The sequence below is a fragment of the Rhodococcus pseudokoreensis genome (genome assembly GCF_017068395.1).
In the GTDB taxonomy this organism is placed as follows: Bacteria; Actinomycetota; Actinomycetes; order Mycobacteriales; family Mycobacteriaceae; genus Rhodococcus_F; species Rhodococcus_F pseudokoreensis.
This window is the reverse complement of sequence record NZ_CP070619.1, coordinates 3,568,123-3,591,770: the sequence shown is the minus strand read 5'-3', so window position 1 is coordinate 3,591,770 and position 23,648 is coordinate 3,568,123. Positions and strand designations below refer to the sequence as shown.

The 23,648-nt window shown below is 69.1% G+C and carries 22 protein-coding genes; 17 read left to right on the top strand and 5 right to left on the bottom strand.

Features of this window, described 5'->3' with window-relative positions; translation table 11 throughout:
• Positions 1–11 precede the first annotated feature (11 nt).
• From JWS13_RS21520 to marP, 3 genes are read left to right on the top strand one after another with little or no spacing between them, the layout of a single operon-like run.
• Positions 12–674 (top strand): TlpA family protein disulfide reductase, encoded by a 663-nt coding sequence (locus JWS13_RS21520; protein WP_206007397.1) that lies wholly within the window; start codon positions 12–14, stop codon positions 672–674.
• Positions 671–1,432: an NUDIX hydrolase gene (locus tag JWS13_RS21515; RefSeq protein WP_206007396.1), complete on the top strand. Its 762-nt coding sequence runs from the start codon at positions 671–673 to the stop codon at positions 1,430–1,432. Before JWS13_RS21520 ends, JWS13_RS21515 begins: the two co-directional genes overlap by 4 nt.
• A complete protein-coding gene (marP, locus tag JWS13_RS21510; protein WP_206007395.1) occupies positions 1,429–2,619 on the top strand; it encodes a MarP family serine protease in 1,191 nt (396 codons plus the stop codon). The genes JWS13_RS21515 and marP overlap by 4 nt, the downstream gene beginning before the upstream one ends.
• A gap of 3 nt (positions 2,620–2,622) precedes the next feature.
• On the opposite strand, the gene JWS13_RS21505 is transcribed toward marP, so the two are convergent.
• The 3 genes from JWS13_RS21505 to nhaA are packed head-to-tail and all read right to left on the bottom strand — an operon-like array spanning position 2,623 to position 5,327.
• A complete protein-coding gene (locus JWS13_RS21505) occupies positions 2,623–3,561 on the bottom strand; it encodes an alpha/beta fold hydrolase (RefSeq protein ID WP_206007394.1) in 939 nt (312 codons plus the stop codon).
• Positions 3,562–3,570: 9 nt separating this feature from the next.
• Positions 3,571–4,095: a phage holin family protein gene (locus JWS13_RS21500; protein ID WP_206007393.1), complete on the bottom strand. Its 525-nt coding sequence runs from the start codon at positions 4,093–4,095 to the stop codon at positions 3,571–3,573.
• A complete protein-coding gene (nhaA, locus tag JWS13_RS21495) occupies positions 4,092–5,327 on the bottom strand; it encodes a Na+/H+ antiporter NhaA (protein WP_124393218.1) in 1,236 nt (411 codons plus the stop codon). Before nhaA ends, JWS13_RS21500 begins: the two co-directional genes overlap by 4 nt.
• A gap of 176 nt (positions 5,328–5,503) precedes the next feature.
• On the opposite strand from nhaA, the gene JWS13_RS21490 reads away from it, so the two are divergent.
• Both JWS13_RS21490 and JWS13_RS21485 read left to right on the top strand, forming a co-directional pair.
• A complete protein-coding gene (locus JWS13_RS21490; protein WP_206007392.1) occupies positions 5,504–6,889 on the top strand; it encodes an MFS transporter in 1,386 nt (461 codons plus the stop codon).
• 73 nt (positions 6,890–6,962) lie between these two features.
• Positions 6,963–8,780 (top strand): adenylate/guanylate cyclase domain-containing protein, encoded by a 1,818-nt coding sequence (locus JWS13_RS21485; protein ID WP_206007391.1) that lies wholly within the window; start codon positions 6,963–6,965, stop codon positions 8,778–8,780.
• Between the two features lie 51 nt (positions 8,781–8,831).
• Here JWS13_RS21485 and acs read toward each other — a convergent pair whose 3' ends face one another.
• Positions 8,832–10,805, bottom strand: a complete 1,974-nt coding sequence (gene acs, locus JWS13_RS21480; RefSeq protein WP_206007390.1) for an acetate--CoA ligase — start codon at positions 10,803–10,805, stop codon at positions 8,832–8,834.
• Positions 10,806–11,121: 316 nt separating this feature from the next.
• On the opposite strand from acs, the gene JWS13_RS21475 reads away from it, so the two are divergent.
• From JWS13_RS21475 to JWS13_RS21455, 5 genes are all read left to right on the top strand, one after another.
• Positions 11,122–12,738 carry a peptide ABC transporter substrate-binding protein gene (locus JWS13_RS21475; RefSeq protein WP_206007389.1) on the top strand — a complete coding sequence of 539 codons (1,617 nt, stop codon included), beginning with the start codon at positions 11,122–11,124 and terminating at the stop codon, positions 12,736–12,738.
• Between the two features lie 122 nt (positions 12,739–12,860).
• Positions 12,861–13,787 carry an ABC transporter permease gene (locus JWS13_RS21470; protein ID WP_206007388.1) on the top strand — a complete coding sequence of 309 codons (927 nt, stop codon included), beginning with the start codon at positions 12,861–12,863 and terminating at the stop codon, positions 13,785–13,787.
• Positions 13,780–14,754, top strand: coding sequence for an ABC transporter permease (locus JWS13_RS21465; protein WP_206007387.1), 975 nt, complete (start codon positions 13,780–13,782; stop codon positions 14,752–14,754). Before JWS13_RS21470 ends, JWS13_RS21465 begins: the two co-directional genes overlap by 8 nt.
• Positions 14,755–14,759: 5 nt before the next feature.
• Positions 14,760–16,496 (top strand): dipeptide ABC transporter ATP-binding protein, encoded by a 1,737-nt coding sequence (locus JWS13_RS21460; protein ID WP_241032262.1) that lies wholly within the window; start codon positions 14,760–14,762, stop codon positions 16,494–16,496.
• 31 nt (positions 16,497–16,527) lie between these two features.
• Positions 16,528–17,277 (top strand): Fic family protein, encoded by a 750-nt coding sequence (locus JWS13_RS21455; RefSeq protein ID WP_206007385.1) that lies wholly within the window; start codon positions 16,528–16,530, stop codon positions 17,275–17,277.
• A 414-nt stretch (positions 17,278–17,691) separates the two neighbouring features.
• Here the strand turns inward: JWS13_RS21455 and JWS13_RS21450 are convergent, their stop codons facing one another.
• Complete coding sequence (locus JWS13_RS21450) at positions 17,692–18,528, bottom strand: HAD-IB family hydrolase (RefSeq protein WP_124393227.1); 837 nt, start codon at positions 18,526–18,528, stop codon at positions 17,692–17,694.
• Between the two features lie 383 nt (positions 18,529–18,911).
• Between JWS13_RS21450 and ssd the strand changes: the two genes are divergently transcribed.
• From ssd to JWS13_RS21415, 7 genes are read left to right on the top strand one after another with little or no spacing between them, the layout of a single operon-like run.
• Positions 18,912–19,997 (top strand): septum site-determining protein Ssd, encoded by a 1,086-nt coding sequence (ssd, locus tag JWS13_RS21445; protein WP_206007384.1) that lies wholly within the window; start codon positions 18,912–18,914, stop codon positions 19,995–19,997.
• Positions 19,994–21,193 (top strand): TadA family conjugal transfer-associated ATPase, encoded by a 1,200-nt coding sequence (locus JWS13_RS21440; RefSeq protein WP_206007383.1) that lies wholly within the window; start codon positions 19,994–19,996, stop codon positions 21,191–21,193. The genes ssd and JWS13_RS21440 overlap by 4 nt, the downstream gene beginning before the upstream one ends.
• The gene (locus tag JWS13_RS21435) at positions 21,190–21,981 is read left to right on the top strand and encodes a type II secretion system F family protein (protein WP_206007382.1); all 792 of its coding nucleotides are present in this window, start codon (positions 21,190–21,192) and stop codon (positions 21,979–21,981) included. Before JWS13_RS21440 ends, JWS13_RS21435 begins: the two co-directional genes overlap by 4 nt.
• Positions 21,978–22,565, top strand: coding sequence for a type II secretion system F family protein (locus JWS13_RS21430; RefSeq protein WP_206007381.1), 588 nt, complete (start codon positions 21,978–21,980; stop codon positions 22,563–22,565). The genes JWS13_RS21435 and JWS13_RS21430 overlap by 4 nt, the downstream gene beginning before the upstream one ends.
• A gap of 57 nt (positions 22,566–22,622) precedes the next feature.
• Positions 22,623–22,841, top strand: coding sequence for a DUF4244 domain-containing protein (locus JWS13_RS21425; protein WP_124393232.1), 219 nt, complete (start codon positions 22,623–22,625; stop codon positions 22,839–22,841).
• A complete protein-coding gene (locus JWS13_RS21420; protein ID WP_206007380.1) occupies positions 22,841–23,215 on the top strand; it encodes a TadE family type IV pilus minor pilin in 375 nt (124 codons plus the stop codon). The genes JWS13_RS21425 and JWS13_RS21420 overlap by 1 nt, the downstream gene beginning before the upstream one ends.
• Positions 23,212–23,568 (top strand): Rv3654c family TadE-like protein, encoded by a 357-nt coding sequence (locus JWS13_RS21415; RefSeq protein WP_206007379.1) that lies wholly within the window; start codon positions 23,212–23,214, stop codon positions 23,566–23,568. The genes JWS13_RS21420 and JWS13_RS21415 overlap by 4 nt, the downstream gene beginning before the upstream one ends.
• The last annotated feature ends 80 nt before the right edge of the window (positions 23,569–23,648 follow it).

Here is a 23,648-nt window from a genome sequence, read left to right as displayed (position 1 = left end):
GGTAGATACGAGTGTCTAGCGCAGCGCGGTGGAGTCTGGCCGCCCTCGTGGTCGTGGTGGCCCTCGTCGTCGCGATCTGGCCGCGGGGCGACGACGCGGAGACGCCGTCGTACGAGGACCGGTTCGGTGCGGGTGGCACCGCCCCGACGTCGGTGAGCGCCGATCCCGACGCGCTCGCGGCCTTGAGGACGCAGGCGGGCCTGGCCCCGTGCCCCGCCCCGGCGGCCGCGTCCGGGCCTTCGGCGGATCCGGTGCTGTCCGGCATCACACTGGAATGTGTGGGCGACGGCAGTCAGGTGGATCTGGCGGCCGCGCTCGGTGGTAAACCGGCGCTGCTGAACCTGTGGGCGTACTGGTGTGGCCCCTGCGCCGAGGAGTTGCCCTATATGCAGGAGTTTTCGGATCGTGCGGGTGACGCGGTTACCGTGCTTACGGTGCACACCGATCCCAACGAGTCCAGCGCGCTGTCGCGGCTCATCGACTACTCCGTCACCCTGCCCGGTGTGCAGGACGGCGACGGTCGCGTCCGCGTCGCGGTCGGGGCCCCGCCCGTCCTCCCGGTCTCGGTGCTGATCCGGCCCGACGGCACGGTGGCGAAGGTCCTGCCGCAGCCGTTCCGCAGCGTCGACGAGATCGCGGACGCCGTCGAACAGAACCTGGGGGTGGCGGCATGACGTCTTCCGTGGACGGCGTCGCCGTTCCGCCCTGGCTGCGCCGAGTCGTGCACCGCACGCCCGCCGACCCGCACCGGATCAACCCCGTCCTCGATCGGCGCGCACCCACCGGGACGACCACCCGGGAGGCGGCGGTGCTCGTGCTGTTCGGCGGGCCCGTCGAGGCGGACCCGCTGATGTCGGGCGGCCTGCCCGCCGGCGCCGACGTCCTGCTCACCCAGCGTGCGTCCACGATGCGTCAGCACAGTGGTCAGGTGGCCTTCCCCGGCGGCGCCAGCGACCCCGGCGACGAGGGACCCATCGCCACCGCGTTGCGGGAGGCCCAGGAGGAGACGGGACTCGACCCGTCCGGTGTCCGCCCGCTCGCCGTGCTCGAGGAGATCTTCATCCCGCCGTCCGGGTTCGACGTAACCCCCGTCCTCGCGTACTGGGAGAAGCCCAGCGAGGTCGGCGTGGTCGATCCCGCGGAGGCGGAACGCGTCGCCCGGGTTCCCGTGCACACCCTGATCGATCCGCGGAACCGGTTCCAGGTGCGCCACCCGGCCGGGTACCAGGGCCCCGCGTTCGCCGCCGACGGCATGCTCGTGTGGGGTTTCACCGCCGGCATCCTCGCCGCCCTGTTCGCCGTCTCCGGCTGGGAACAGGAGTGGGACCGCCGCGACATCCGCGACCTCGACACCGTCCTCGCCGAACTCGACAACGACCTCGACGACGACCACCTGACCCACGGTCACGGCCGCCCGGCGGCCGAGCGATGACCGGGTCGCGCTGGATCGACCTCGCCATCGTCCTGATCGCCTTCGTCGCCGCGACGTCGGGCTGGCGTCAGGGCGCCGTGGCGTCGGTGCTCGCCTTCATCGGCGTGGTGCTGGGCGCGGTCGCGGGCATCCTGATCGCCCCGCACGTGCTGGTGCACGTGGACGAGGGCCGCGGTCGCGTGCTGGTCGGCATCGCCCTGATCGTGGTGCTGGTGATCGTCGGCGAGGTCGCGGGCATGGTCCTCGGCCGGGCCGCGCGGGGCAGCATGCACAGTCCGGTCGCGCGTTCCGTCGACAGCGTGATCGGCGCGTGCGTGCAGGCCGTCGCGGTGTTCATCGCGGCGTGGCTGCTGGCGATCCCGCTCACGTCCTCGTCCCAGCCTCAGCTGGCGGCGGCGGTGCGCGGATCCAGCGTCCTCGAAACGGTCGACAACATCGCGCCCGCGTGGATGCGGCAACTGCCCACCGAGTTCACCGCCCTGCTCGACACGTCCGGGCTTCCCGACGTCATCGGGCCGTTCGGGCGCACCCCCATCACGACCGTCGACCCGCCGGACGCCAGTGTTCTGGAGAGCCCCGTCGCGTCTTCGCTGCAGTCGAGTGTGCTGAGGATCCGGGGTGTGGCCCCGAGTTGCCAGCGGGCGCTGGAGGGGTCCGGGTTCGTCGTGGCACCCGACCGGGTGATGACCAACGCGCACGTGGTCGCGGGAACGGCGGGCATCGTCGTCGACACCGCGAACGGGCCGATGGACGCGGAGGTCGTGCTGTTCGACCCGTCCGCCGACGTCGCGATCCTCGAGGTGCCCGGACTGGACGCTCCCGTCCTGAACTTCGCGCCGGAGCCCGCGCAGACCGGCGACAACGCGCTGGTGCTCGGCTACCCGGGCGGCGGCCCGTACACGGCCAGCGCGGCGCGGGTCCGGGAGATCCTGGACCTCAGCGGTCCCGACATCTACCGGGCGGGCACCGTCCAGCGCGAGGTGTACACGGTCCGCGGTTCCATCCGGCAGGGCAACTCGGGCGGACCGCTCGTCGACAGCGACGGCCGGGTGCTCGGAGTGGTGTTCGGAGCCGCCGTCGACAACAGCGACACCGGGTTCGTGCTCACCGCCGCCGAGGTGTCGCGTCAGTTGCAGGCGGCGTCCGGGGCGTCGGTCGCCGTGGACACCGGGGCGTGCATCCTCTGACGGTCAGACCGTGCGGGGCGCGACGAGGTCGAGCAGGGCGGCGTTGACGCGTTCCGGGGCTTCCCAGTGCGCGTAGTGGCCGACCCCGGCGACGGTCTGCATCTGCTGGGTGGGTGCGAAGCGGTGGCTGCGGCGCACGGTGTCCGCGAGCACGTACGGGTCGAGGTCGCCGTGCAGGTGCAGGACGGGGATCCGCAGCGTCTGATCCATCGACGCCATGAACCGGCTGCCGTCCGGGCGGAACTGGCTGCGGAACGCCCACCGCTGGTACTCCAGGGTGCAGTGCGCGGTGCCGGGAATCTGGATCGCCGACCGCATCCGTGACACCACGACGTCGAATTCCGGGTTCTCCGTCCAGCCGGGTCCGGAGCGTTCACGGATCAGCCGCTCGACCTCCGACCCGTTGTCCCGGGTGAGACGACGTTCGGGACGCCACGGCACTTGGCAGGAGACGAACGAGGGCAGCAGGGCCTTGCGCTGGTAGCGGTCGTGGAGGACGGCCTGCTTGAGCGCGAGGGGGTGCGGCGAGCTGACCAGTGCGATCGACCGGACGAGACGAGCGTGCAGGACTGCCGTGGCCCAGCAGACCAGGCCGCCGTCGGCGTGCCCGACGAGTGTGGCCTCGCCGTAGCCCATCGCCCGGATCAGGCCGGCGATGTCGCCGGCCAGCGTCCACCCGTCGTAGCCGCGCGGCGGTTTGTCGGAATCGCCGTAGCCGCGGAGGTCGACGGCGACGGCCCGGTACCCCTCCGCGGACAGCGCCGTCAGCTGGTGCCGCCACGACCACCAGAAGTCCGCGAACCCGTGCAGCAGGACGACGAGCGGCGCATCCGGTGCGGATGCGCCGACCTCGACGGTGTGGAATCGGATTCCGTTGGCATGGATGTCGCGATGAATCCAGGGGCCGTCGAAACGGACGGTGGACGGATCGGGTGGTGCCACAGGAGCGAGTTACCGCGCGTGACGTCCGGTGGGCGATGCGAGATGGGCTTCCGCATCCGAGTACGACGTGGGCAGGACGCTCTTGGCCTGCCTCAGGGAGTCGATGGTCTTCTCGGGTGCGCGGAGTTTGCGTACCCGCAGATAACCGAGCAGGGCCAGTATCGCCGTCACCACGACCATGATCAGGAAGACGATCAGGAACGCCAGCCAGCGGGCGATCCACACGTCGAGCAGTTCGGCGAGGAAGAAGAAGAAGAAGAACGAGCTGAACAGCAGCACGGTGAACGCGAGGATGAAGAACAGGCTGCCCTGCAGGCCCTTCTTGACCTCACCGGTGACCTCGGCCTTCGCGAGCTCGACCTCGGCGCGGACCAGGGTGGACACCTGCGCGGTCGCATGCTTGACCAGCGTGCCGAGGCTCGCCTCGCCGGGTGTCTGAGCGTCCACGTCCGTGAGCGGGATCGACGACACCGTGTTCGGCACCCCGTCTCCCGTATAACGCGGGCTGTCTCCCTTGCCGTGAGTGTTGCTCACTTGTCGACCCCTCCAGGTAGCTCTTGCACGTCCGAGTCATCCTGCCGGGCCGCATGGGCCCGACCGCGTCGCCACAGTAACGCTGATCCGATCAGCGACGCTGTCAACGATGTCACGAGCACCGCGACCTTAGCTATTTCGGCCTCGCTGCCGTCACCGATTCCCGCAAGCGCGAGATCCGCTACGAGAAGGCTAACGGTGAACCCGATCGCACCGAGCACTGAGAGGGCAAACATGTCCCGGAACCCCAGTGCTCGCGGTTTCTTCGCGATACCCAGGCGGATCGCGAGCCAGGAGATGCCGAAGATGCCGACGGTCTTGCCGACGAGGAGCCCGGCGATCACGGACTGTGAGATGGGGTTGGTGAACAGCTGCCCGAGGAGTTCGCTGCTGAGGGCGACCCCGGACGCGAACAGGGCGAACACCGGGACGCAGAAGCCCGCCGACAGCGGCTGGATGCGGTGCTCGAGGCGGGACGCCGGGGATTCGCGTTCGCCGGGGTCGCGCCGCACCCGGGTGAGGAGACCGAGAGCGACGCCGGCCAGCGTGGCGTGGATTCCGGCTTGGTGCATGCAGTACCAGGTGAATAGTGCGAGCGGAACGTAGAGCAGTGGGGCGGTGATGCGCCGGTGCTGGGCGAAGGCGTAGACGGCCAGGCACACGGCGGCGCCCAGCAGCCACAGCAGGGCGATCGAACTGGTGAACAGGACGGCGATGAGCACGATCGCGAGGAGGTCGTCGACGACGGCCAGGCTGAGCAGGAACACGCGGGCGCTCGCCGGGATGCGGGACCCGGTCAGCGCCAGCACCCCCAGAGCGAACGCGATGTCGGTGGCGACGGGGATGGCCCAGCCGCGGTCCATGCCGGGTGTTCCGGCGCCGATCGTCGCGGCGATGATCGCGGGCACCACCACGCCGCCGCAGGCCGCGATGATCGGGAGCAGCGCACGTTTGCGGTCGGCGAGTTCGCCGACCACCAGTTCCCGTTTCAGTTCCAGGCCGGCGACGAAGAAGAAGACCGCCAGCAGCCCGTCCTGCGCCCACGTCTCGAGTGTCAGGTTCAGGTGGAGCGCCTCCGGGCCGATCGTCCAGTCGCGCAGCGCGAAGTAGGAATCCGAGACGGGGGAGTTCGCCCACAGGAGGGCGACCGCGGCGGCGGCGAGCAGGATCGAACCGCCGACCGTCTCGGTGCGGAGGTAGCGGGAGAGTTCGGAGCGGAGGGGCTGGGTCACCGGGGGCGCTCGCTTTCGATGTGGTCCGGGTACGGCAAATGCTCTGCCGACCAGACTTCCCGGCGCACCGAGAAGAGCTTATCCAATTTGCCAAGCGAAAGACACGAGGTGTTCAATTCCTAAGGAATGGACTCTCGTCCCAATAGTTGAAATAGCATCGTGCAGGAGTAAGTCGAGTGAGCAGTGCCGTCGATACGTCGAAGCCAGATCCGGACGGCGGGGCCACCGTCGCCGGCGTACCCAGAAGCCGGATCGTCGTCGCGAGCATGGTGGGAACGTCCATCGAGTTCTACGACTTCTACATCTATGCGACCGCGGCCGTGTCCGTGTTCCCGCATCTGTTCTTCCCCAAGGGAAACGGCACCACCGCCCTGCTGGCGTCACTCGCCACGTTCGGTCTCGCGTTCGTCGCCCGGCCGCTCGGTTCGATCCTGTTCGGCCACTTCGGCGACCGCATCGGACGCAAGACGACGCTCGTCGGCTCCCTCCTCACCATGGGCATCGCCACGTTCGTGATCGGTCTGCTGCCGACCTACCACCAGATCGGCATCGTCGCGCCCGCGCTGCTCGCGTTGATGCGCTTCTGCCAGGGGCTGGGACTGGGCGGTGAGTGGAGTGGCGCAGCGCTGCTCGCGACCGAGACCGCCCAGAAGGGCAAGCGGGCCTGGGCGGCCATGTGGCCGCAGCTGGGTGCGCCGATCGGCTTCTTCCTCGCCAACGGTCTGTTCCTGATCATCACGCTGTTCATGGACCACGACAACAGCAGCCCCGACCTGGACGGCGCATTCCTCACCTGGGGTTGGCGTATCCCGTTCCTGCTCAGCGCGATCATGGTGATGATCGGCCTGTACGTGCGGCTCAAGCTGGAGGAGACACCCGTGTTCGCCCGCGCCGTCGCGCGCGGCGAGAAGGTGAAGACCCCGATCGCCGAGGTGTTCAAGTCCAGCTGGCGTCAGCTGATCATCGGCACGTTCGTCATGCTCGCCACCTACACGCTCTTCTACATCATGACCACCTGGGTGCTGAGCTACGGCACCGGCAAGACCCCCGCCCAGGGCGGTACGGGAGCCGGGTTCCACTACACCGACTTCCTGGTCCTGCAGCTGATCGCGGTCCTGTTCTTCGCCGCCGCGGTCCCCGTGTCGGGGTGGCTGGCCGACCGCTACGGTCGCCGCATCACGCTGCTCACGATCACCGGGTTCATCATGCTGTTCGGGCTCACGTTCGGTGTCATGCTGAACCAGGACGGCATGGGCAACGCCCGCATGCTCGTGTTCCTGGCAATCGGAATGTTGTTGATGGGCATGACGTTCGGTCCAATGAGCGCCGTCCTGCCCGAGCTGTTCCCGACCAACGTGCGCTACACGGGTTCGGGGATCGCCTACAACACCGCCAGCATCCTCGGCGCCGCCGTCGCACCGTTCATCGCCACCTGGCTCGCCACGTCGTACGGCGTCGGCTGGGTGGGCGTCTACCTGCTGATCGCCGCCGCGCTCACGTTCATCGCGCTGCTGGTGATGAAGGAGACGAAGAACGAGTCCCTCGACGACGTGGGCGCGTAGCGCCCGTGAGTGGTTGACGAGTCCCTGGACTCGTCAACCACTCACAAGCCGCGCAGCGGCCTATAGTTCTTGCATGGCGAAAGCCGTGCTGCTGTCCAGGACGGCCCGGATCCGGCTGCCGAAGCAGGATCTGTGGTCGTTCCTCGCCGATACCGATCGGCTCAACCGCAACATAGACCTGTCTCCGGTGCGCTTCGCTCCGATGCTGGACCGGCGCCGCAAGGGGCACTATTCGGCGGAGACCCGTTCGTACGGGCGGCGGGTGCGGTACGAGGAGTTCCCGTTCGAATGGGTCGAGGGCCGGTTCTATCAGGTCCTTCGCCGCTTCTCCCGCGGTCCGCTAGCGGAGGTGTCCACGGGTGTCCGGCTTCACCCGGCCGCTGACGGGACCGACGTCGAGGTGTTCGCCCGGATCGTCCCGCGTACCCGGTTCGGTGCGATCGCCGCGCGAACGTTGCTGGCGCGCACGGGCATACGAAAGACGGTGGCGCTCGCGCACGCGCTGGAGCGACACGTCCGCGACCCGCAGACGCATGCCGTTCCCGCCCTGCCGCCGCCGGAGCAACTCGACGCCGGCCGGCTGGAACTCCGCACGGCGCAACTGTCGCGCTCGCACGACGCTCCGAACCTGATCGGGCGCTTGGAGTCCCACTTGCGGACCGCGTCCGACCTGGAGGTGACGGGCATGCGCCCGTTCGAGCTGGCGGACCGCTGGGGCGCCGACCGGATACAGCTGCTGTACGTCTTCCTCCACGCCGCGGACTGCGGTCTGCTGGACCTGAGCTGGAGCGTCCTGTGCCCGGTATGCCGCACCGCCCGCGAGGACGCCGCCCGGATTCGGCAGTTGCCGAGCCGCGTCCACTGCGACACCTGCGACATCGCGTTCGACACGGACCTCGCGCGGTCGGTGGAGATCCGCTTCGACGTCAACCCGGCCGTCCGCCGGGCGGAGCGGGCCCGGTACTGCATCGGTGGTCCGGCGAATTCACCGTCGGCGGTGGCGCAGTTGCGGCTCGGGCCGGGGGAGCGGCGCTGCGAGCGGCTCGAACTCGACCCGGGGTGGTTGCGGCTCCGGTGCTATCAGGTGGGTACCCCGGTGGCCTGCGAGGTCGGTCCGGCCGGTGGCACGCTGCAGGTCGATTGCGGCCCCGGTGAAATCCGGGTGCGTGATGTGCCCGGCAGCGACGGCACCTGCCTGCTGGAGGTCGCGAACCGGCTTCCCGGTGAGGCGCTGGTGGTGGTCGAGCGCGAGCGGTGGAAGGATGCCGCGGCGACCGGCGCGCTCGTGATGTCGCTCGACGGTTTCCAGGACCTGTTCCCGGATCAGGGGGTGGCGCCGGGCGACGAGATCGGGATCGCGAACCTGGCGGTGCTGTTCACGGATCTGAGCGGCTCGACCGCCCTGTACGAGCGCATCGGGGACGTTCGGGCGTTCGCGTTCGTGCAGAGCCATTTCCGCTACCTGCGTGACGCGGTGGTGAGCGAGAACGGCAGCGTCGTGAAGCAGATGGGTGACGCGGTCATGGCGACGTTCGCCGACGTGCGGGAGGCCTGGTCGGCGGCGGCGTCGATGCAGGCCGGCTGGGACGAGTTCCGTCGCCGGCACCTCGGCGACGACGACTCGGTGTCGTTGAAAGTCGGGTTGCACCAGGGGCCTGCCGTGATGATCGACAACGACGGCCGGATCGACTACTTCGGTGCGACGGTCAACCTGGCGGCGCGGGTGCAGGGCTGTGCTGCGGGCGGCGACATCGTTCTGTCCCGGGCCGTTCACGACGACCCGGAGGTGGCGCCGCTGCTCGCGACGTCCGGCTACCGGTGCGACGTCTTCACCACCGGGCTGAAGGGGATCGGCGAGGAGCAGACGCTGTGGCGGCTTCGCCGCCCGTGAGTGGTTGAGGAGTGCAGGGACTCGTCAACCACTCACGGGGCGCGGAGCGCCCTACTTGCCGCGGATGGCGTCGAAGACCTTGGGGTCGACGAGGGTGGAGGTGTCGCCGAGGTCGCGGCCCTCGGCGATGTCCTTGAGCAGGCGCCGCATGATCTTGCCCGACCGCGTCTTGGGGAGTTCGGGGACGATGGTGATCTGGCGGGGCTTGGCGATCGGGCTGATCTCCCGGGACACCTCGGCCTTGAGTTCGGCGATGAGGGTGTCGCCGGTGTTCTCGACGCCTTCGCGGAGGATGACGAACGCGACGATGCCCTGGCCGGTGGTCTCGTCGGCGGCGCCGACGACGGCGGCTTCGGCGACACCGTGGTGGCCGACGAGGGCGGATTCGACCTCGGAGGTGGAGATGCGGTGGCCGGAGACGTTCATGACGTCGTCGACGCGGCCGAGGACCCACAGGGCCCCGTCCTCGTCGTACTTGGCGCCGTCACCGGCGAAGTACCAGCCCTGCTCGGGGTACCGCGACCAGTACGTTTCGCGGTAGCGGTCCATGTCGCCCCAGATGCCGCGGAGCATCGCCGGCCACGGCTTGTCGAGGACGAGGTAGCCGGAGCCGCCGGCGCCGAGTTCTTTCGCGTCGTCGTCGACGATCTTCGCGGAGATCCCGGGCAGCGGTGCCATCGCGGAGCCGGGTTTGGTGGCGGTGATCCCGGGGAGCGGGGAGATCATGATGGCGCCGGTCTCGGTCTGCCACCACGTGTCGACGATGGGGGCCTGGTTTCCGCCGATCACCTCGCGGAACCACTTCCACGCCTCGGGGTTGATCGGTTCGCCGACCGAGCCGAGGAGCCGGATGCTGGACAGGTCGTGGGCGTCGGGAATGTCCCTGCCCCACTTCATGAACGTGCGCACCAGGGTGGGGGCGGTGTAGTAGATGCTGACGCCGTACTTTTCGATGATCTGGAAGTGGCGGTGCTCGTCGGGGGAGTTCGGGGTGCCCTCGTAGACCACCTGGGTGACACCGTTGGACAGCGGTCCGTAGACGATGTAGCTGTGGCCGGTGACCCAGCCGATGTCGGCGGTGCACCAGTACACGTCCTGCCCGGCCTTGTGGTCGAAGACGTTGTGGTGGGTGTACGACGCCTGGGTGAGGTAGCCGCCGGAGGTGTGGATGATGCCCTTGGGCTTTCCGGTGGTGCCGGAGGTGTAGAGGATGAACAGCGGGTGCTCGGCGTCGAACGGGGTCGCCTCGTGGGTGCCGGAGGCCTTGTCGACGGTCTCGTGCCACCACAGGTCCCGGCCGTCGGCGACCTCCACGTCGATGCCGGTGCGCTTGACGACGAGGACGTGCTCGACGGACGCGGCCCCGTCGACGGCCTCGTCGACGGCGGGCTTGAGGGGTGCGGCCTGGCCGCGGCGCCACTGCCCGTCGACGGTGACGACGAGTTTGGCTTCGGCGTCGTCGATGCGCGAGCGCAGGGCGCTGGCGGAGAAGCCGGCGAAGACCACGGAGTGGGTCAGGCCCAGGCGCGCGCAGGCGAGCATGGTGACGATGGCCTCGGGGATCATCGGCATGTAGATCGCGACGCGGTCGCCGGCGACGAGTCCGAGGTCGGTGAAGGTGTTGGCGGCCTTGCTGACTTCGGTGAGCAGGTCGTTGTAGGTCAGGTCGCGGGTGTCGCCCGGTTCGCCTTCGAAGTGGATGGCGACGCGGTCGCCGTTGCCGGCGAGGACGTGGCGGTCGACGCAGTTGTAGGCGACGTTGAGTTGTCCGCCGACGAACCATTTCGCGACGGGGGCGTCGGACCAGTCGAGTACCTCGGAGAACGGTGTGTGCCAGTGCAGGCGCTCGGCCTGGGTGGCCCAGAATGCGAGTCGGTCCTCGTCTGCGGCAGCCTGGAGTTCGGGTCCGGCGTTCGCAGTGGCGGTGAACTCGGGGCTCGGCGGATACACCTGCGGGGCGGCATCGGAATGGTCCGCCTTCTCCGTCGCCCCCGTCGCTCCGCTCGCCTGTGCTGCACTGGTCATTGTGGGCCGGCCTTCTTTCCAGTCTCGACTTCGGCACTTCTAGCACGTGTGAGGGTAGTCACAAGGACTCCCGAGCGCACCGTTGCACAGGGTTGCATGCCCATATTCTGCGACGATCGGTCGAATGGGCGCGACGGACGGCAAGCGCGGACGACGAGTGGCGACCCCCGCGCCGACGATGTTTCGATCGGATGCCGATTCCACGAGTTTCACCCGTCGTGGCCACACAAATTGAAACGTTGACTTATCGTCATCCCATCGTTCGGGCTGCGCCCGGCACCGCTGCCCGGAACCATGCAGATCTGGGAGGAACGTCTTGCGCATCACACGTGTGGCAACCGCCGTTCTGGCGGTCGGCCTGGCAGCAGGGATGCTGTCCGCCTGCTCGTCCGGTGACTCGTCGGGCGGAGGTGGCAGCGGCATCGTCAACGCCTGGGCGGGTGAACCGCAGAATCCGTTGATTCCCACCAATACCAGCGAGAACCAGGGTGGCCGCGTCGTCGATGCGCTGTTCGCGGGACTCGTGTCCTACGACTCCGACGGTGGCGTGAACAACGAGGTCGCCGAGTCCATCGAGACGACCGACGGCAAGAACTTCACCGTGAAACTGAAGGACGGCTGGACGTTCACGGACGGCACGCCGGTCACCGCGGCCTCGTTCGTCGACGCCTGGAACTACGGCGCGCTGTCGACGAATGCGCAGCTCCAGGCGTCCTTCTTCGACCCGATCCAGGGCTACGACGAGGTGGCTGCCGAGAACCCCACGGCGCAGACCATGTCGGGACTGAAGGTGGTCGACGACTCGACGTTCACGATCGAACTGAAGCAACCCGAGTCCGCCTTCCCGGACCGTCTCGGGTTCGCCGCGTACTACCCGCTGCCGGCGGTGGCGTACCAGGACATGGCCGCGTTCGGGGAGAATCCCGTCGGCAACGGTCCGTACATGATGTCGGGACCCGGGGCGTGGCAGCACAACGTGCGGATCGACACCGTCGTGAACCCCGACTACAACGGCAACCGCAAGCCGAAGAACGCCGGCGTCGACTTCGTCATGTACAACAGCCTCGACACGGCGTACACGGATCTGCTCGCGGGCAACGTCGACGTCCTCGACCAGGTGCCGCCGAGCGCCGTCACCACGTTCGAGACCGACCTGCCGGGTCGGACCGTGAACCAGCCGTCCGCGACCATCGAGACGTTCACGATCCCGGGCCGGCTGCCGCATTTCAGCGGTGAGGAGGGCACGCTGCGCCGGCAGGCCATCTCGATGGCGATCAACCGCGATCAGATCACCCAGCAGATCTACAACAACACCCGCACCCCCGCGCTCGACTTCACCAGCCCCGCCATCGAGGGCTGGTCGGATTCGCTTGTGGGCAACAGCAACCTGAAGTACGACCCGGAGGCGGCGAAGAAGCTGTGGGCCCAGGCCGACGCCATCGCCCCGTGGTCGGGCAGTTTCGAGATCGCGTACAACGGCGACGGCGGCCACAAGGAGTGGGTCGACGCCACCGCCAACAACATCCGCAACACGCTCGGCATCGACGCGAAGGGCAAGGAGTACCCGACGTTCGCGCAGATCCGCACGGAGGCCACCAACCGGACCATCCCCAGCGCGTTCCGTTCGGGGTGGCAGGGCGACTACCCGCAGCAGTACGGCTTCCTCGCGCAGAACTACCAGACCGGCGGCAGCTCCAACGACGGCGACTACTCGAACCCCGAGTTCGACCGGCTGCTGCGCGCCTCTGCGGGTGAGGTCGATCCCGACAAGGCGCAGGACCTGCTGAACCAGGCGCAGGAGGTCCTCCTGCACGACCTGCCCGCGGTCCCGACGTGGTACCGCAACGCGGCGAGCGGCTGGTCCGAGAACGTGTCGAACGTGGTCATCGACTGGAAGGGCATCCCGATGTATTCGGACATCGAGAAGAACTGACGCACGGGAGTTTTCTCCGACGGGTGGGGCCGCGAGCTGTCAGTTCGCGGCCCCGTTCGGGAGTACGGGCCGAGGCTCCGGATTCCTGACGTGACGGCCCCCGACGAATAGGAGGTGATTCGATGCTCTGGTACGTCGGTCGCCGTTTGCTTCAGATGATTCCCGTGTTCATCGGGGCCACGTTCCTGATCTACGCGATGGTGTTCCTGCTGCCCGGGGACCCGATCGCGGCGTTGGCGGGCGACAAGGCCCTCAGCCCCGCGGTGGCCGCGCAGCTCCGCGCCCGGTACCACCTCGACCAGCCGTTCCTGATGCAGTACTTCCTGTATCTGAAGGGCATCTTCACGCTCGACTTCGGTACGTCCTTCTCCGGTCGCCCCGTCAGCGAGGTTCTGGCGCAGGCCTTTCCCATCACCATCAAGTTGTCTCTGATGGCGCTCGCGATCGAGGGGATCTTCGGGATCGGTTTCGGCCTCTTCGCCGGGCTCCGCAAGGGCGGCATCTTCGACAGTTCCGTCCTCCTCGTCAGCCTGGTGATCATCGCGATCCCGATCTTCGTCATCGGTTTCCTCGCCCAGTTCTTCATCGGCGTGAAGTGGGGGCTGGTGCCGCCGACGGTCGGGGGAAACACCAGTTTCAAGAATCTGCTGCTGCCCGCCTTCGTCCTCGGGTCGGTGTCGTTCGCGTACGTGCTCCGTCTCACGCGGACGTCGGTCGCCGAGAACCTCACCGCCGACTACGTGAGAACCGCGACGGCCAAGGGTCTTTCGCGACGCCGGGTGGTGCAGGTGCACGTGCTGCGGAACTCGCTGATCCCGGTCGTCACCTTCCTCGGCGCCGATCTCGCCACCCTGATGGGCGGCGCGATCGTCACGGAGGGCATCTTCAATATCAACGGTGTCGGCGGCACGATCTATCAGGCGGTCACCCGCGGCGAGGCGCCCACGGTGGTGTCCTTCGTGACGGTGCTGATCGTCATCTATCTGCTCGCCAACCTGATCGTCGATCTCCTGTACGCCGCGCTCGACCCGAGGATTCGCTATGTCTGAAAAAGTGGAGAACGCGTCCGCCGGACCGGGCGACCGGAAGACCCAGCAGGCGCATTTCGTGGCGCCCGAGGAAGTGGCGGCGCCGGGGGAGACCGACGCCGTGCACATCGACCAGCCACCGACGAGCATGTGGTCGGATGCATGGCGCGATCTGCGGAAGCGTCCGTTGTTCCTGGTCGCGTCGGTGATCATCGTCGTTGTGATCGCCGTGGCGGCTTTTCCGGACCTGTTCACCAGCACCGATCCCCGGTTCTGCGATCTGGCGTTCAGCATGCAGGGGCCGTCGGCGGGGCACTGGTTCGGATTCGACAAGCAGGGCTGCGACATCTACTCCCGCACGATCCACGGGGCGCGGGCGTCGGTGCTGGTGGGTGTCGGTGTCACGTCGATCGTACTCGTGGTGGGCGTGGTGTTCGGTTCGGTCGCCGGGTTCTACGGCGGCGCGGTGGACTCGCTGCTGTCCCGGGTCGCCGACATCTTCTTCGGCATCCCGCTCATCCTCGCCGCGATCGTCCTGATGCAGCTGTTCACCAACCGCACCATCTGGACGCTGATCGTCGTCCTCGCCCTGTTCGGATGGCCGCAGATGGCGAGAATCGCTCGTGGCGCGGTGATCTCGGCGAAGAGCAACGACTACGTGATGGCGTCGCGGGCGCTCGGCGTCTCGAACGTGCGCACCCTCGTCCGGCACGTGCTGCCGAACTCCCTGGCCCCGATCATCGTGATCGCGACCATCTCCCTCGGCATCTACATCGTGGCCGAGGCGACGCTGTCGTTCCTCGGCATCGGGCTGCCGTCCACCGAGATCTCGTGGGGCGGAGACATCAGCACCGCCCAGGTCACGCTGCGTCAGGGTTCGCCGATCCTGTTCTATCCGGCGACCGCGCTGGCGATCACCGTGCTCGGTTTCATCATGATGGGCGACGCTCTCCGGGACGCGCTCGATCCCAAGGCCCGGAAGAGGTGAGCGCGATGACCGCGAACGATCCGGCGGGACCGCAGGATTCGGCCGACGAGGTGCCGCTGCTCGAGATCCGGGACCTGGAGGTGTCGTTCCAGTCCCATTCCGGGCTCGTGCCCGCGGTGCGCGGTGTCAGCCTCACGGTGTATCCGGGGCAGACGGTGGCGATCGTCGGGGAGTCCGGTTCGGGCAAGTCGACCACCGCCCACGCGATCATCAACCTGCTACCCGGGACGGGACAGGTGACGGGCGGTCAGATCCTGTTCGAGGGTCAGGACCTGGCGGAGGCGTCCGAGCGCGAGTTCGTCGCACTGCGCGGCAAGAAGATCGGCCTCGTCCCGCAGGACCCGATGTCCAACCTCAACCCGGTGTGGAAGGTCGGGTTCCAGATCGAGGAGGCGTTGGAGGCCAACGGGATCGCGAAGGGCAAGGCCGCGAAGGCGCGGGCCGCCGAACTCCTCGAGGAGGCCGGCCTCGCCGACGCCGAGGACCGGCTGGGCCAGTATCCGCACGAATTCTCCGGGGGCATGCGCCAGCGCGCGCTCATCGCCATCGGGCTGTCGGCCCGCCCGCAACTGTTGATCGCGGACGAGCCCACGTCCGCCCTCGACGTCACGGTCCAACGTCAGATCCTCGATCACCTCGACGGTCTCACCGACGAACTCGGCACCGCGGTCCTGCTCATCACCCACGACCTCGGTCTGGCCGCCGAGCGGGCCGAGCACCTGATCGTCATGAGCAAGGGACGGGTGGTCGAGGCGGGGCCTGCGCTGGAGATCCTGCAGCGGCCGCGTCACCCGTACACCCGGAAACTGGTGGCCGCGGCGCCGTCGCTGGCGTCGCAACGCCGGAGTTCTTCGCTGGCCCGGGCGGACATCCGGGAACACGCTCTCGAGGTGGTGGGCGAGGCCGAACAGCACGGGCAGATCGGCGTCGAATTCGGCAAGGCCACCGACGACGTGGTCGTGGCCACCGGACTGACCAAGGTGTTCAAGATCCGCCACGGGCTGCGGAAGTCCACCGACTTCACCGCCGTCGACGACGTCTCGTTCGCGGTCCGGCGTGGGACGACCACTGCCATCGTCGGCGAGTCCGGGTCGGGCAAGTCGACGGTCGCGCAGATGGTGCTCGGACTGCTCGCTCCGACGGCGGGGAACGTGGTATTCGACGGCAAGGACGTCGCGACGCTGGACCGCAGGGAGACGCTCGCGTTCCGCCGCCGGGTGCAGCCGATCTTCCAGAATCCGTACGGCACGCTCGACCCGATGTACTCGATCTTCCGCACCGTCGAGGAGCCCCTGCGCACCCACAAGGTGGGGACGAAGGCGGAACGGGAAGCGCGGGTACGCGACCTGCTGGACAAGGTGGCGTTGCCGGCTTCGGTGATGCGGCGGTTCCCGAACGAGCTGTCCGGTGGCCAGCGGCAGCGGGTGGCGATCGCCCGGGCGCTGGCGCTGCAGCCCGAGATGGTGGTGTGCGACGAGGCGGTGTCGGCGCTCGACGTGCTGGTCCAGGATCAGATCCTCACGCTGCTGAACGACCTGCAGGCGGAGCTGGGTCTGACATATCTGTTCATCACCCACGACCTGGCGGTGGTGCGGCAGATCGCCGACGACGTACTCGTGATGTCCGCAGGCGCGATCGTCGAGAAAGCCACCACCGACGAGGTCTTCACGTCCCCGAAGGAGGAGTACACGCGGAAGCTGCTGGACGCGATTCCCGGCGGATCGATCCGGCTCGGCGCCTGACCCGCGGCGGCGCCGGGTAGCGTTCCGGTACGTGAGCGACCCGTTGCAGCCCCTCGTCGACCTACCCGGTGTCCGCGAAGCCGCGGACCGTGCGCGCGACGCGCTCGGCGCGGTTCACCGTCACAAGACCAACCGGCGCGGCTGGCCGACCACGGCGGCCGAGGCGGCCGTCCGGGCGGCCCGCGCCTCCGCGTCGCTGGACGGTGGCAGCACCGAACTGCCAGCCCCCGGCAAGGCCGGCGACCCCATCCTGTCGGGTGCGCTGCGGGTCGGGCAGGCTCTCGACGGTGACGCCCTGACGCTTCTGCAGTCCACGTGGCAGCGTGCGCCACTGCAGGCCCTCGCGCGGCTGCATCTGCTCGCTGCGGCCGACCTCGTGGAGGATCAGGAATTGCTCGGCAGGCCTAGGGCCGGGTCCGGTGTCGCGGAGCGGCTGGACGGTCTGGCTCAGCTGGTGACGGGGGGAACTGCCGCACCCGCGCCGGTTCTGGCGGCGGTGGTGCACGGGGAATTGTTGACGCTGAGGCCGTTCGGGGTGGGCGACGGCATCGTCGCGCGCGCCGCGTCCCGTCTGGTCTCGGTGTCGAGCGGGCTCGATCCCCATAATCTCGGGGTTCCGGAGGTCAGTTGGCTGCGCCGGCAGCAGGCGTACCGCAACGGGGCCGCGGCCTTCGCCTCGGGCGAGCCGGAGGGGGTCGGGAGCTGGGTCGTCCTCTGCTGCGGTGCGCTGGAGGCCGGAGCCCGCGAGGCCACGTCGATCGCGGAAGCGGCGGCGAGTTAACTCGAAGCCGTTGCACTGCAACACGTTCCCGAACATGTGAAACGGGCGGCGCTGCCGACTGGTGTCGACTTCGCCGCCCGTTAGCACGGACAACCGGTTACCAAGCGTGCAATGGTGGGTTGTGTGGGTGGCCTCGGCGAGAGTCCGAATATCGTCGGGTCGTCCTTGCAACCTGTGCAGGGTCCTTGCCGGTGAAGACTCGAGTCTCGCAGGCCCACAACGCTTTTGCCCTTATAGTGGCTTATGCTTCGCGTGGGTACCTAGTGCCCGTGCTGGGAATCCTGGTCGGGAGATCGATCCTTCTCTTCTGGGTCGACCTTGGCCTTCCGTTCTTCCGTAACTCCTTTGTACCCCGTGACCCCCCTCACAGCAAGTATCAAATCAGGTTTGTGACCGTGTCGCGGATTGCGGCGGTCAGCGCTTGCGGCGCAACACTCCATAGGTGAATGCGCCCGCGACGAGGGCCCCGATGCTCACCGCGGCGGTGGCCGCCACGGTGGTGGCGGACGGCGCCTGGAGTCGCGCCCTGAGGGAGACCGGATTCGAGAAAGTCAATATGGGCCAACCGTTTCCGGCCGCGGCCTTCCGGAGCGCCCGGTCCGGGTTGACGGCCGTCGGGTGGCCGACCGCGGACAGCATGGGCAGGTCGGTCACGGAGTCGGAGTAGGCGTAGCATGCCGACAGGTCGTAGTGGTATTCGTCGGCCAGTTGCCGCATCGCCTCGACCTTGCCGTCGCCGTAGCAGTAGAACTCCACCTCGCCCGTGTAGAGCCCGTCCGCGACTGCCATGCGGGTGGCCATGCTGCGTGTCGCCCCGAGTGCTTCGGCGATCGGCGTCACCACCTCCTCGCCCGACGCCGAGACGACGATGACGTCGTGGCCCCGCAGCTTGTGGTCCGCGATGAGGTCGGCGGCCTCCGCGAACACCAGGGGGTCCACGATGTCGTGGAGGGTCTCGGCGACGACGGATCGGACCTGTTCCACGTTCCAGCCCGCGCACATGCTCGTGAGGTAGGCGCGCATCCGTTCCATCTGATCGTGGTCCGCGCCGGACAGCAGGAACAGGAACTGCGCGTAACTGCTCTTGAGGACGGACCGTCGATTGATCAGGCCCTGGTCGAAGAACGGTCTGCTGAACGCGAGGGTGCTGGATTTCGCGATGATCGTCTTGTCGAGGTCGAAGAATGCGGCAACCCGACCCGTCTCGGTGTGTCGACCTGTCTTGGCACTTCTCTGTGGCTTCGCGGTCACAATTTCCAAGGATATGCGGACTTCGGCCCGGGATGCGTGTTCCGTGTAACCGCCCGGAACAGGGGCGTTCGGTATCTCCGACACCGTAAAACATTTGAACAGTTGAACTTGCAAATACTGATCTGGTGAGGTGTAGTATTGCTGATGTCCGGATTTGATCCGGACGATGTTCAGCCCGACCCCCCGGGGCTGAACACTGACGACCCTCGCCTCCTCCCCCCCTGGCGAGGGTCGTCCTCTGTCTGCGGCCGGTCCGCCGCCCTGCGCTTTCTGCTGATCAAAAATTGGTGCGGTGGTACCAGTTTTTATCCCCAGCCCCGAAGTTGTCCACATTTCGAAAAGAGCACCTTTCCGCGGTCCCCGGCAGCGGGCACGCTCGCTGCATGGACGCACGAGACGGTGGCGAAGTGCTGGTTCTGGTCGACGATCCGGCGCTGCTGCACAGCATCAGGCGCGTGGCGGCGGCGGCCGACCGGACGCTGAACGAGGCCGAGGTTGCCGACGCCCGGCACGTCTGGGGCAGCGCGCCGATCGTCGTGCTCGACGCACGCGCTGCCGCCGCGTGCCGCAATCGGCTCCCACGCCGGCGCCGGGTCGTCCTGCTGTGCGACGGGCCGCCGGGCATCGACGAGTGGCGGATCGCGACCGCGGTCGGTGCCGAACACGTGCTGGCCGTGCCCGACGACGAGTCGGCCCTGGTCGCCGTTCTCGGCGAGCAACCCCAGCGGCCCGACGCGGACGGAACCGTCGTCGCCGTGGTCGGCGGGTGCGGCGGCGCCGGCGCGTCCACCCTGGCGGCCGCGACAGCCCTCACTGCGGCGACGCGGCCGCAGCCCACCTTGCTGCTCGACACCGACTCGTGGGGATCCGGGCTCGATGTGCTGCTGGGCATCGAGGACGTGCCCGGACTGCGGTGGTCGGGACTGTCGATCGAAGGCGGCCGGATCTCTTCGGGCGCGCTCCGGGACGCGCTGCCCGCTCGCGGCGAGCACCTGCGGGTCCTCGCCTGCAGCAGGACCGGGGCCGGTGCGGGACCGACGGCGGCCGCGGTACGCGCCGTCACGGACGCCGGTCGACAGGCCGGTGACCTGGTCGTGTGCGACGTGTCGCGGTTCCCCGGCCCGGTCACCGAGGCCGTTCTCGAACTCGCCGACCTCGTGGTCCTCGTCGTGCCCGCGACCGTCCGGGCCTGCATCGCCGCGGGGAAGGTGTCGCAGTGGGTCACCGAACGGAACCCCAATCAGGGACTGGTGGTCCGCGGCCCGGCACCCGGTGGGCTCCGCGGGGCCGACGTGGCGGAGGTCCTCGACCTGCCACTGATCGTGTCGATGCGCGCCGAGCGCGCGCTCACCGGAATGCTCGAACACGGCGGTCTGCGGCCGGGGCGGCGCTCCCCGCTGGGCGCCGCGGCCGAGGCGGTCCTCGACACCGTCGGCAGCAGACCCCGGACACGGGAGTGGGCGGCATGAGTTCCCTCGTCACCCCCGACCTCCTCGACCGGGTGCGCGAGCGCCTCGCGCACACGTCCGGCGAGCCGACACCGGCGACGGTCGCCGCGGCCATCCGGACCGAGTCCGGCGGCGTGCTCGGCGACACCGACCTGCTCGGTGCGTTGCGCGTGCTCATGACCGAACTCACCGGGGCAGGCCCGCTCGAGTCGCTGCTGACCGAACCCGGTGTCGCGGACGTGCTCGTCACGGCGCCCGACCGGGTGTGGGTCGACCGCGGCCGCGGACTCGAACGCGCAGCGGTCCGGTTCACCGACGAGGCGGCGGTGCGCCGACTCGCCCAGCGGCTCGCACTGTCCGCCGGCCGCCGCCTCGACGACGCTCAGCCGTGGGTCGACGGAAGGCTGCGGGACGTCGGGAACGGCTCGTTCGGTGTGCGGCTGCATGCCGTCCTCGCCCCCGTGGCGCAGGGCGGCACCTGCCTGTCGCTGCGGGTGCTGCGCCCGGCCACCCAGGGGCTCGGCGCGCTCGTCGCGGGCGGCGCCGTCACCGGGGCGGCCCACGATCTGCTGGTGAAGATCGTGCACGCACGCCTCGCCTTCCTGGTCACCGGCGGCACAGGGGCGGGGAAGACCACGCTGCTGGCCGCGCTGCTGGGGGCCGTGGATCCGGCCGAACGGATCGTGTGTGTGGAGGACGCCGCAGAGTTGGCGCCGACGCACCCGCACGTGGTCCGGCTGGTGGCCCGGGCACCCAACGTCGAGGGCGTGGGCGAGGTGACCGTCCGGGACCTGGTCCGGCAGTCCCTCCGTATGCGACCCGACCGGATCGTCGTGGGCGAGGTGCGGGGCGCTGAGGTGGTCGACTTGCTGACGGCGCTCAACACGGGCCACGACGGGGGCGCCGGAACGGTGCACGCCAACTCGCCCGAGGAGGTGCCCGCCCGGCTCGAAGCGCTTGCGGCACTGGGCGGAATGGACCGCGCGGCGCTGCACAGTCAGCTGGCCGCGGCCGTGCAGGTGATTCTGCACGTCCACCGGTCGTCGAGCGGGGTGCGGCAGTTGACGCAGATCGGTGTCGTCACCCGCGACGAGCACGGACGCGTCACGATCGTTCCCGCCTGGAGCCACGACACGGGGGAGGGGCCGGCGGTGGACCGGCTCCGCCACTGGTGTTCTCGGCGAGAACCGGCGGCTTTTCCTCGGGAGGCGTCATGATCGCAGGTCTGGTGGTGCTGGCGTGCGCGGTCCTGGCGGTGCCGTCGGCGCGGTCGCGTCCGCGCTTGCTCGCGGTTGCCGGACGAGGAGGCACCCGGCGGCAGATCCGTCTGCCCTGGGTGGTTCCGGCAGCCCTCGTCTGCGCTCCGGTCGTGTACGAACTGGGCGGGGTCTGCGCGGTTCTGGCTGCGGTGATCGTCTGTGCGACAGTGCGGTTCAGGTTGATGCGACGTCGGTCGGCGAAAGCGAAGGACGCCGATCTGCGCGTCGTGCTGGCGGGCCTCGAGGTGGTGACGGCGGAACTCCGGGTGGGCGCGCATCCCGCTTCGGCATGTCAGACGGCGGCCGACGAATCGGTGGGCAGTGTGTCGGCGGCCTTCCGGGCCGCGTCGGCACGCTCGCGGCTCGGGGGATCCGCCGCCGACGGGTTCCGGATCGCGGACTCCCGGGTCGGCACCGAGTTGGGGCGGATCGCCGACATCTGGGCGGTGGCCGACGCGCACGGGCTCGCGCTGGCGGAACTGCTCGAGGCGGCGCGAACGGACCTGTTGGGGCGCAGCCGCTTCCGTCAGCGAACCGAGGCGTCGCTCGCCGGGGCGAGGGCGACGGCGACCGTACTGGCCGGGCTGCCGCTCCTGGGTGTCGGCCTCGGTCAGATGATGGGGGCATCCCCGCTGACGGTGCTGTTCGGCGGCGGGCTGGGCGGCATCCTGCTGCTGCTCGGTGCGGGGCTGGTGTGCGCGGGACTGCTGTGGACCGACCGGATCACCGGACGGGTGACGGGATGATCTGGGGCGCGGTACTTCTCCTCGCGTGCGCCGTGCTGGTTCTTCCCGCACCCAGATCGCCGGTGCAGCGACTGCTCGGCGACGCCGGCGGCGCGGGTGACCCGGCGGCCGCGGCGGACGACTCCACGCGCCGCGAGGACCCGCTCGCGACCGCCGCCGCCTTCGACCTGCTGGCAGCGTGCCTGCGCGCAGGGTTGCCGGTCGCAACCGCGGCGAAGGCCGTGTCGCGGTCGGCACCGGCGCCGCTGTCGGAATCGCTTCGCCGCGCCGCAGATCTGCTCGCGCTGGGCGCCGACGCGGCGGCCGCATGGGAGGCGGCGGCGTCGGACCCGGCCACCGAATCGCTCGCCCGGATGGCGCGACGGTCCGCGGCGTCGGGTTCGTCGCTTGCCGGTTCGATGACGGAACTCGCCGCCGACGGCCGCACCCAGGTCGAGCACCTGGCCGCGGCATCGGCCGAACGCGCGGGCGTGCTCATCAGCGGTCCGCTCGGGTTGTGCTTCCTGCCGGCGTTCATCTGTCTCGGGATCATCCCGGTCGTCGTCGGGCTGGCCTCGCGCGTGCTGGACGGCGGATTGCTGTGACACGCAGACACTTCCGGCGCAGAACCACTGCGCCGGACATTCTGAAGGGGGAACATCATGAAACATGGAATCCGGTCTCTGGCGGCGGTGCGGGCACTGACGGCGCACTTCGCTCTGCTCGCGACGGACGAGGACGGCATGTCGACGGCCGAGTACGCGATCGGCACGATCGCTGCCGCGGCGTTCGGGGCCGTCTTGTATTCGGTCGTCACCGGCGACAGCATCGTCACGGCGTTGACGAACATCATCGACAAAGCGCTGAACACCGCGGTGTGATGAGGTCCGCCGAGAAGCTGCGCCGGTCGGAGGCGGGCGGCGTCACGGTGGAGGCGGCGATTGCGATCGCGTCGATCGTCGCGGTGGTCGTGCTGTGTGTCGGCGCGATCACCGCGGTGACGCTGCACGTCCGGTGTGTCGATTCGGCCCGTGAGGCCGCCCGGCTCACCGCCCGCGGAGATCACGAGTCGGCGATCTCCGCGGCGCAGAGAGTGGCCCCGGACGGCGCCGACGTGTCGGTCCGGACCGAGGGGGAGTTCGTCGTCGCGACCGTGCGAGCACACAGTCCGCTTCTTCCGCTCGTGAACATCTCCGCGGAGGCGGTGGCTGCCCTCGAACCCACGGTGCCGGGGTGGAGCGGGGGAGGCCGGTGAGTTCGGGGATCTCCGACGACCGCGGTGCCGCGACGGTGCTGGTATGTTGCGCGCTCGCGGCCCTGGTGGTGGTCACGGCAATGCTGGTGCACGTCGGTTCGGCGGTCGCGGTGCGGCACCGCGCGCAGTCGGCGGCGGATCTGGCCGCTCTCGCCGCGGCCGTCGGTCTGGACCGCGGCACCGAGGCGGCGTGCGACGCGGCGCGGGAGGTCGCGGGGCGGATGCGCACCGAGGTCGTGTCCTGTGAGGTCGACGACTGGGACGTGGAGGTCGCGGTCACCGCGCCGGTGATCCTGTCCGTGCCGGGTGTCCTGGATGCGCGGGCGGTGGCGCGGGCGGGCCCGGCGGAGTGACATCGGGCCCCGCGGAGTGACATCGACGGCAGGACGGTGCCGGCGATGTCCATCGCTCCAGCGTGCGGGGGATTTCCGGA

Coding starts and splice junctions, on each gene's coding strand:
- JWS13_RS21420 (WP_206007380.1), top strand. CDS start 22,841: ATGAGGTCCGCCGAGAAGCTGCGCCGGTCGGAGGCGGGCGGCGTCACG.
- JWS13_RS21470 (WP_206007388.1), top strand. CDS start 12,861: ATGCTCTGGTACGTCGGTCGCCGTTTGCTTCAGATGATTCCCGTGTTC.
- JWS13_RS21435 (WP_206007382.1), top strand. CDS start 21,190: ATGATCGCAGGTCTGGTGGTGCTGGCGTGCGCGGTCCTGGCGGTGCCG.
- marP (WP_206007395.1), top strand. CDS start 1,429: ATGACCGGGTCGCGCTGGATCGACCTCGCCATCGTCCTGATCGCCTTC.
- ssd (WP_206007384.1), top strand. CDS start 18,912: ATGGACGCACGAGACGGTGGCGAAGTGCTGGTTCTGGTCGACGATCCG.
- JWS13_RS21485 (WP_206007391.1), top strand. CDS start 6,963: ATGGCGAAAGCCGTGCTGCTGTCCAGGACGGCCCGGATCCGGCTGCCG.
- JWS13_RS21425 (WP_124393232.1), top strand. CDS start 22,623: ATGAAACATGGAATCCGGTCTCTGGCGGCGGTGCGGGCACTGACGGCG.
- JWS13_RS21460 (WP_241032262.1), top strand. CDS start 14,760: ATGACCGCGAACGATCCGGCGGGACCGCAGGATTCGGCCGACGAGGTG.
- JWS13_RS21430 (WP_206007381.1), top strand. CDS start 21,978: ATGATCTGGGGCGCGGTACTTCTCCTCGCGTGCGCCGTGCTGGTTCTT.
- JWS13_RS21515 (WP_206007396.1), top strand. CDS start 671: ATGACGTCTTCCGTGGACGGCGTCGCCGTTCCGCCCTGGCTGCGCCGA.
- acs (WP_206007390.1), bottom strand. CDS start 10,805: ATGACCAGTGCAGCACAGGCGAGCGGAGCGACGGGGGCGACGGAGAAG.
- JWS13_RS21465 (WP_206007387.1), top strand. CDS start 13,780: ATGTCTGAAAAAGTGGAGAACGCGTCCGCCGGACCGGGCGACCGGAAG.
- JWS13_RS21440 (WP_206007383.1), top strand. CDS start 19,994: ATGAGTTCCCTCGTCACCCCCGACCTCCTCGACCGGGTGCGCGAGCGC.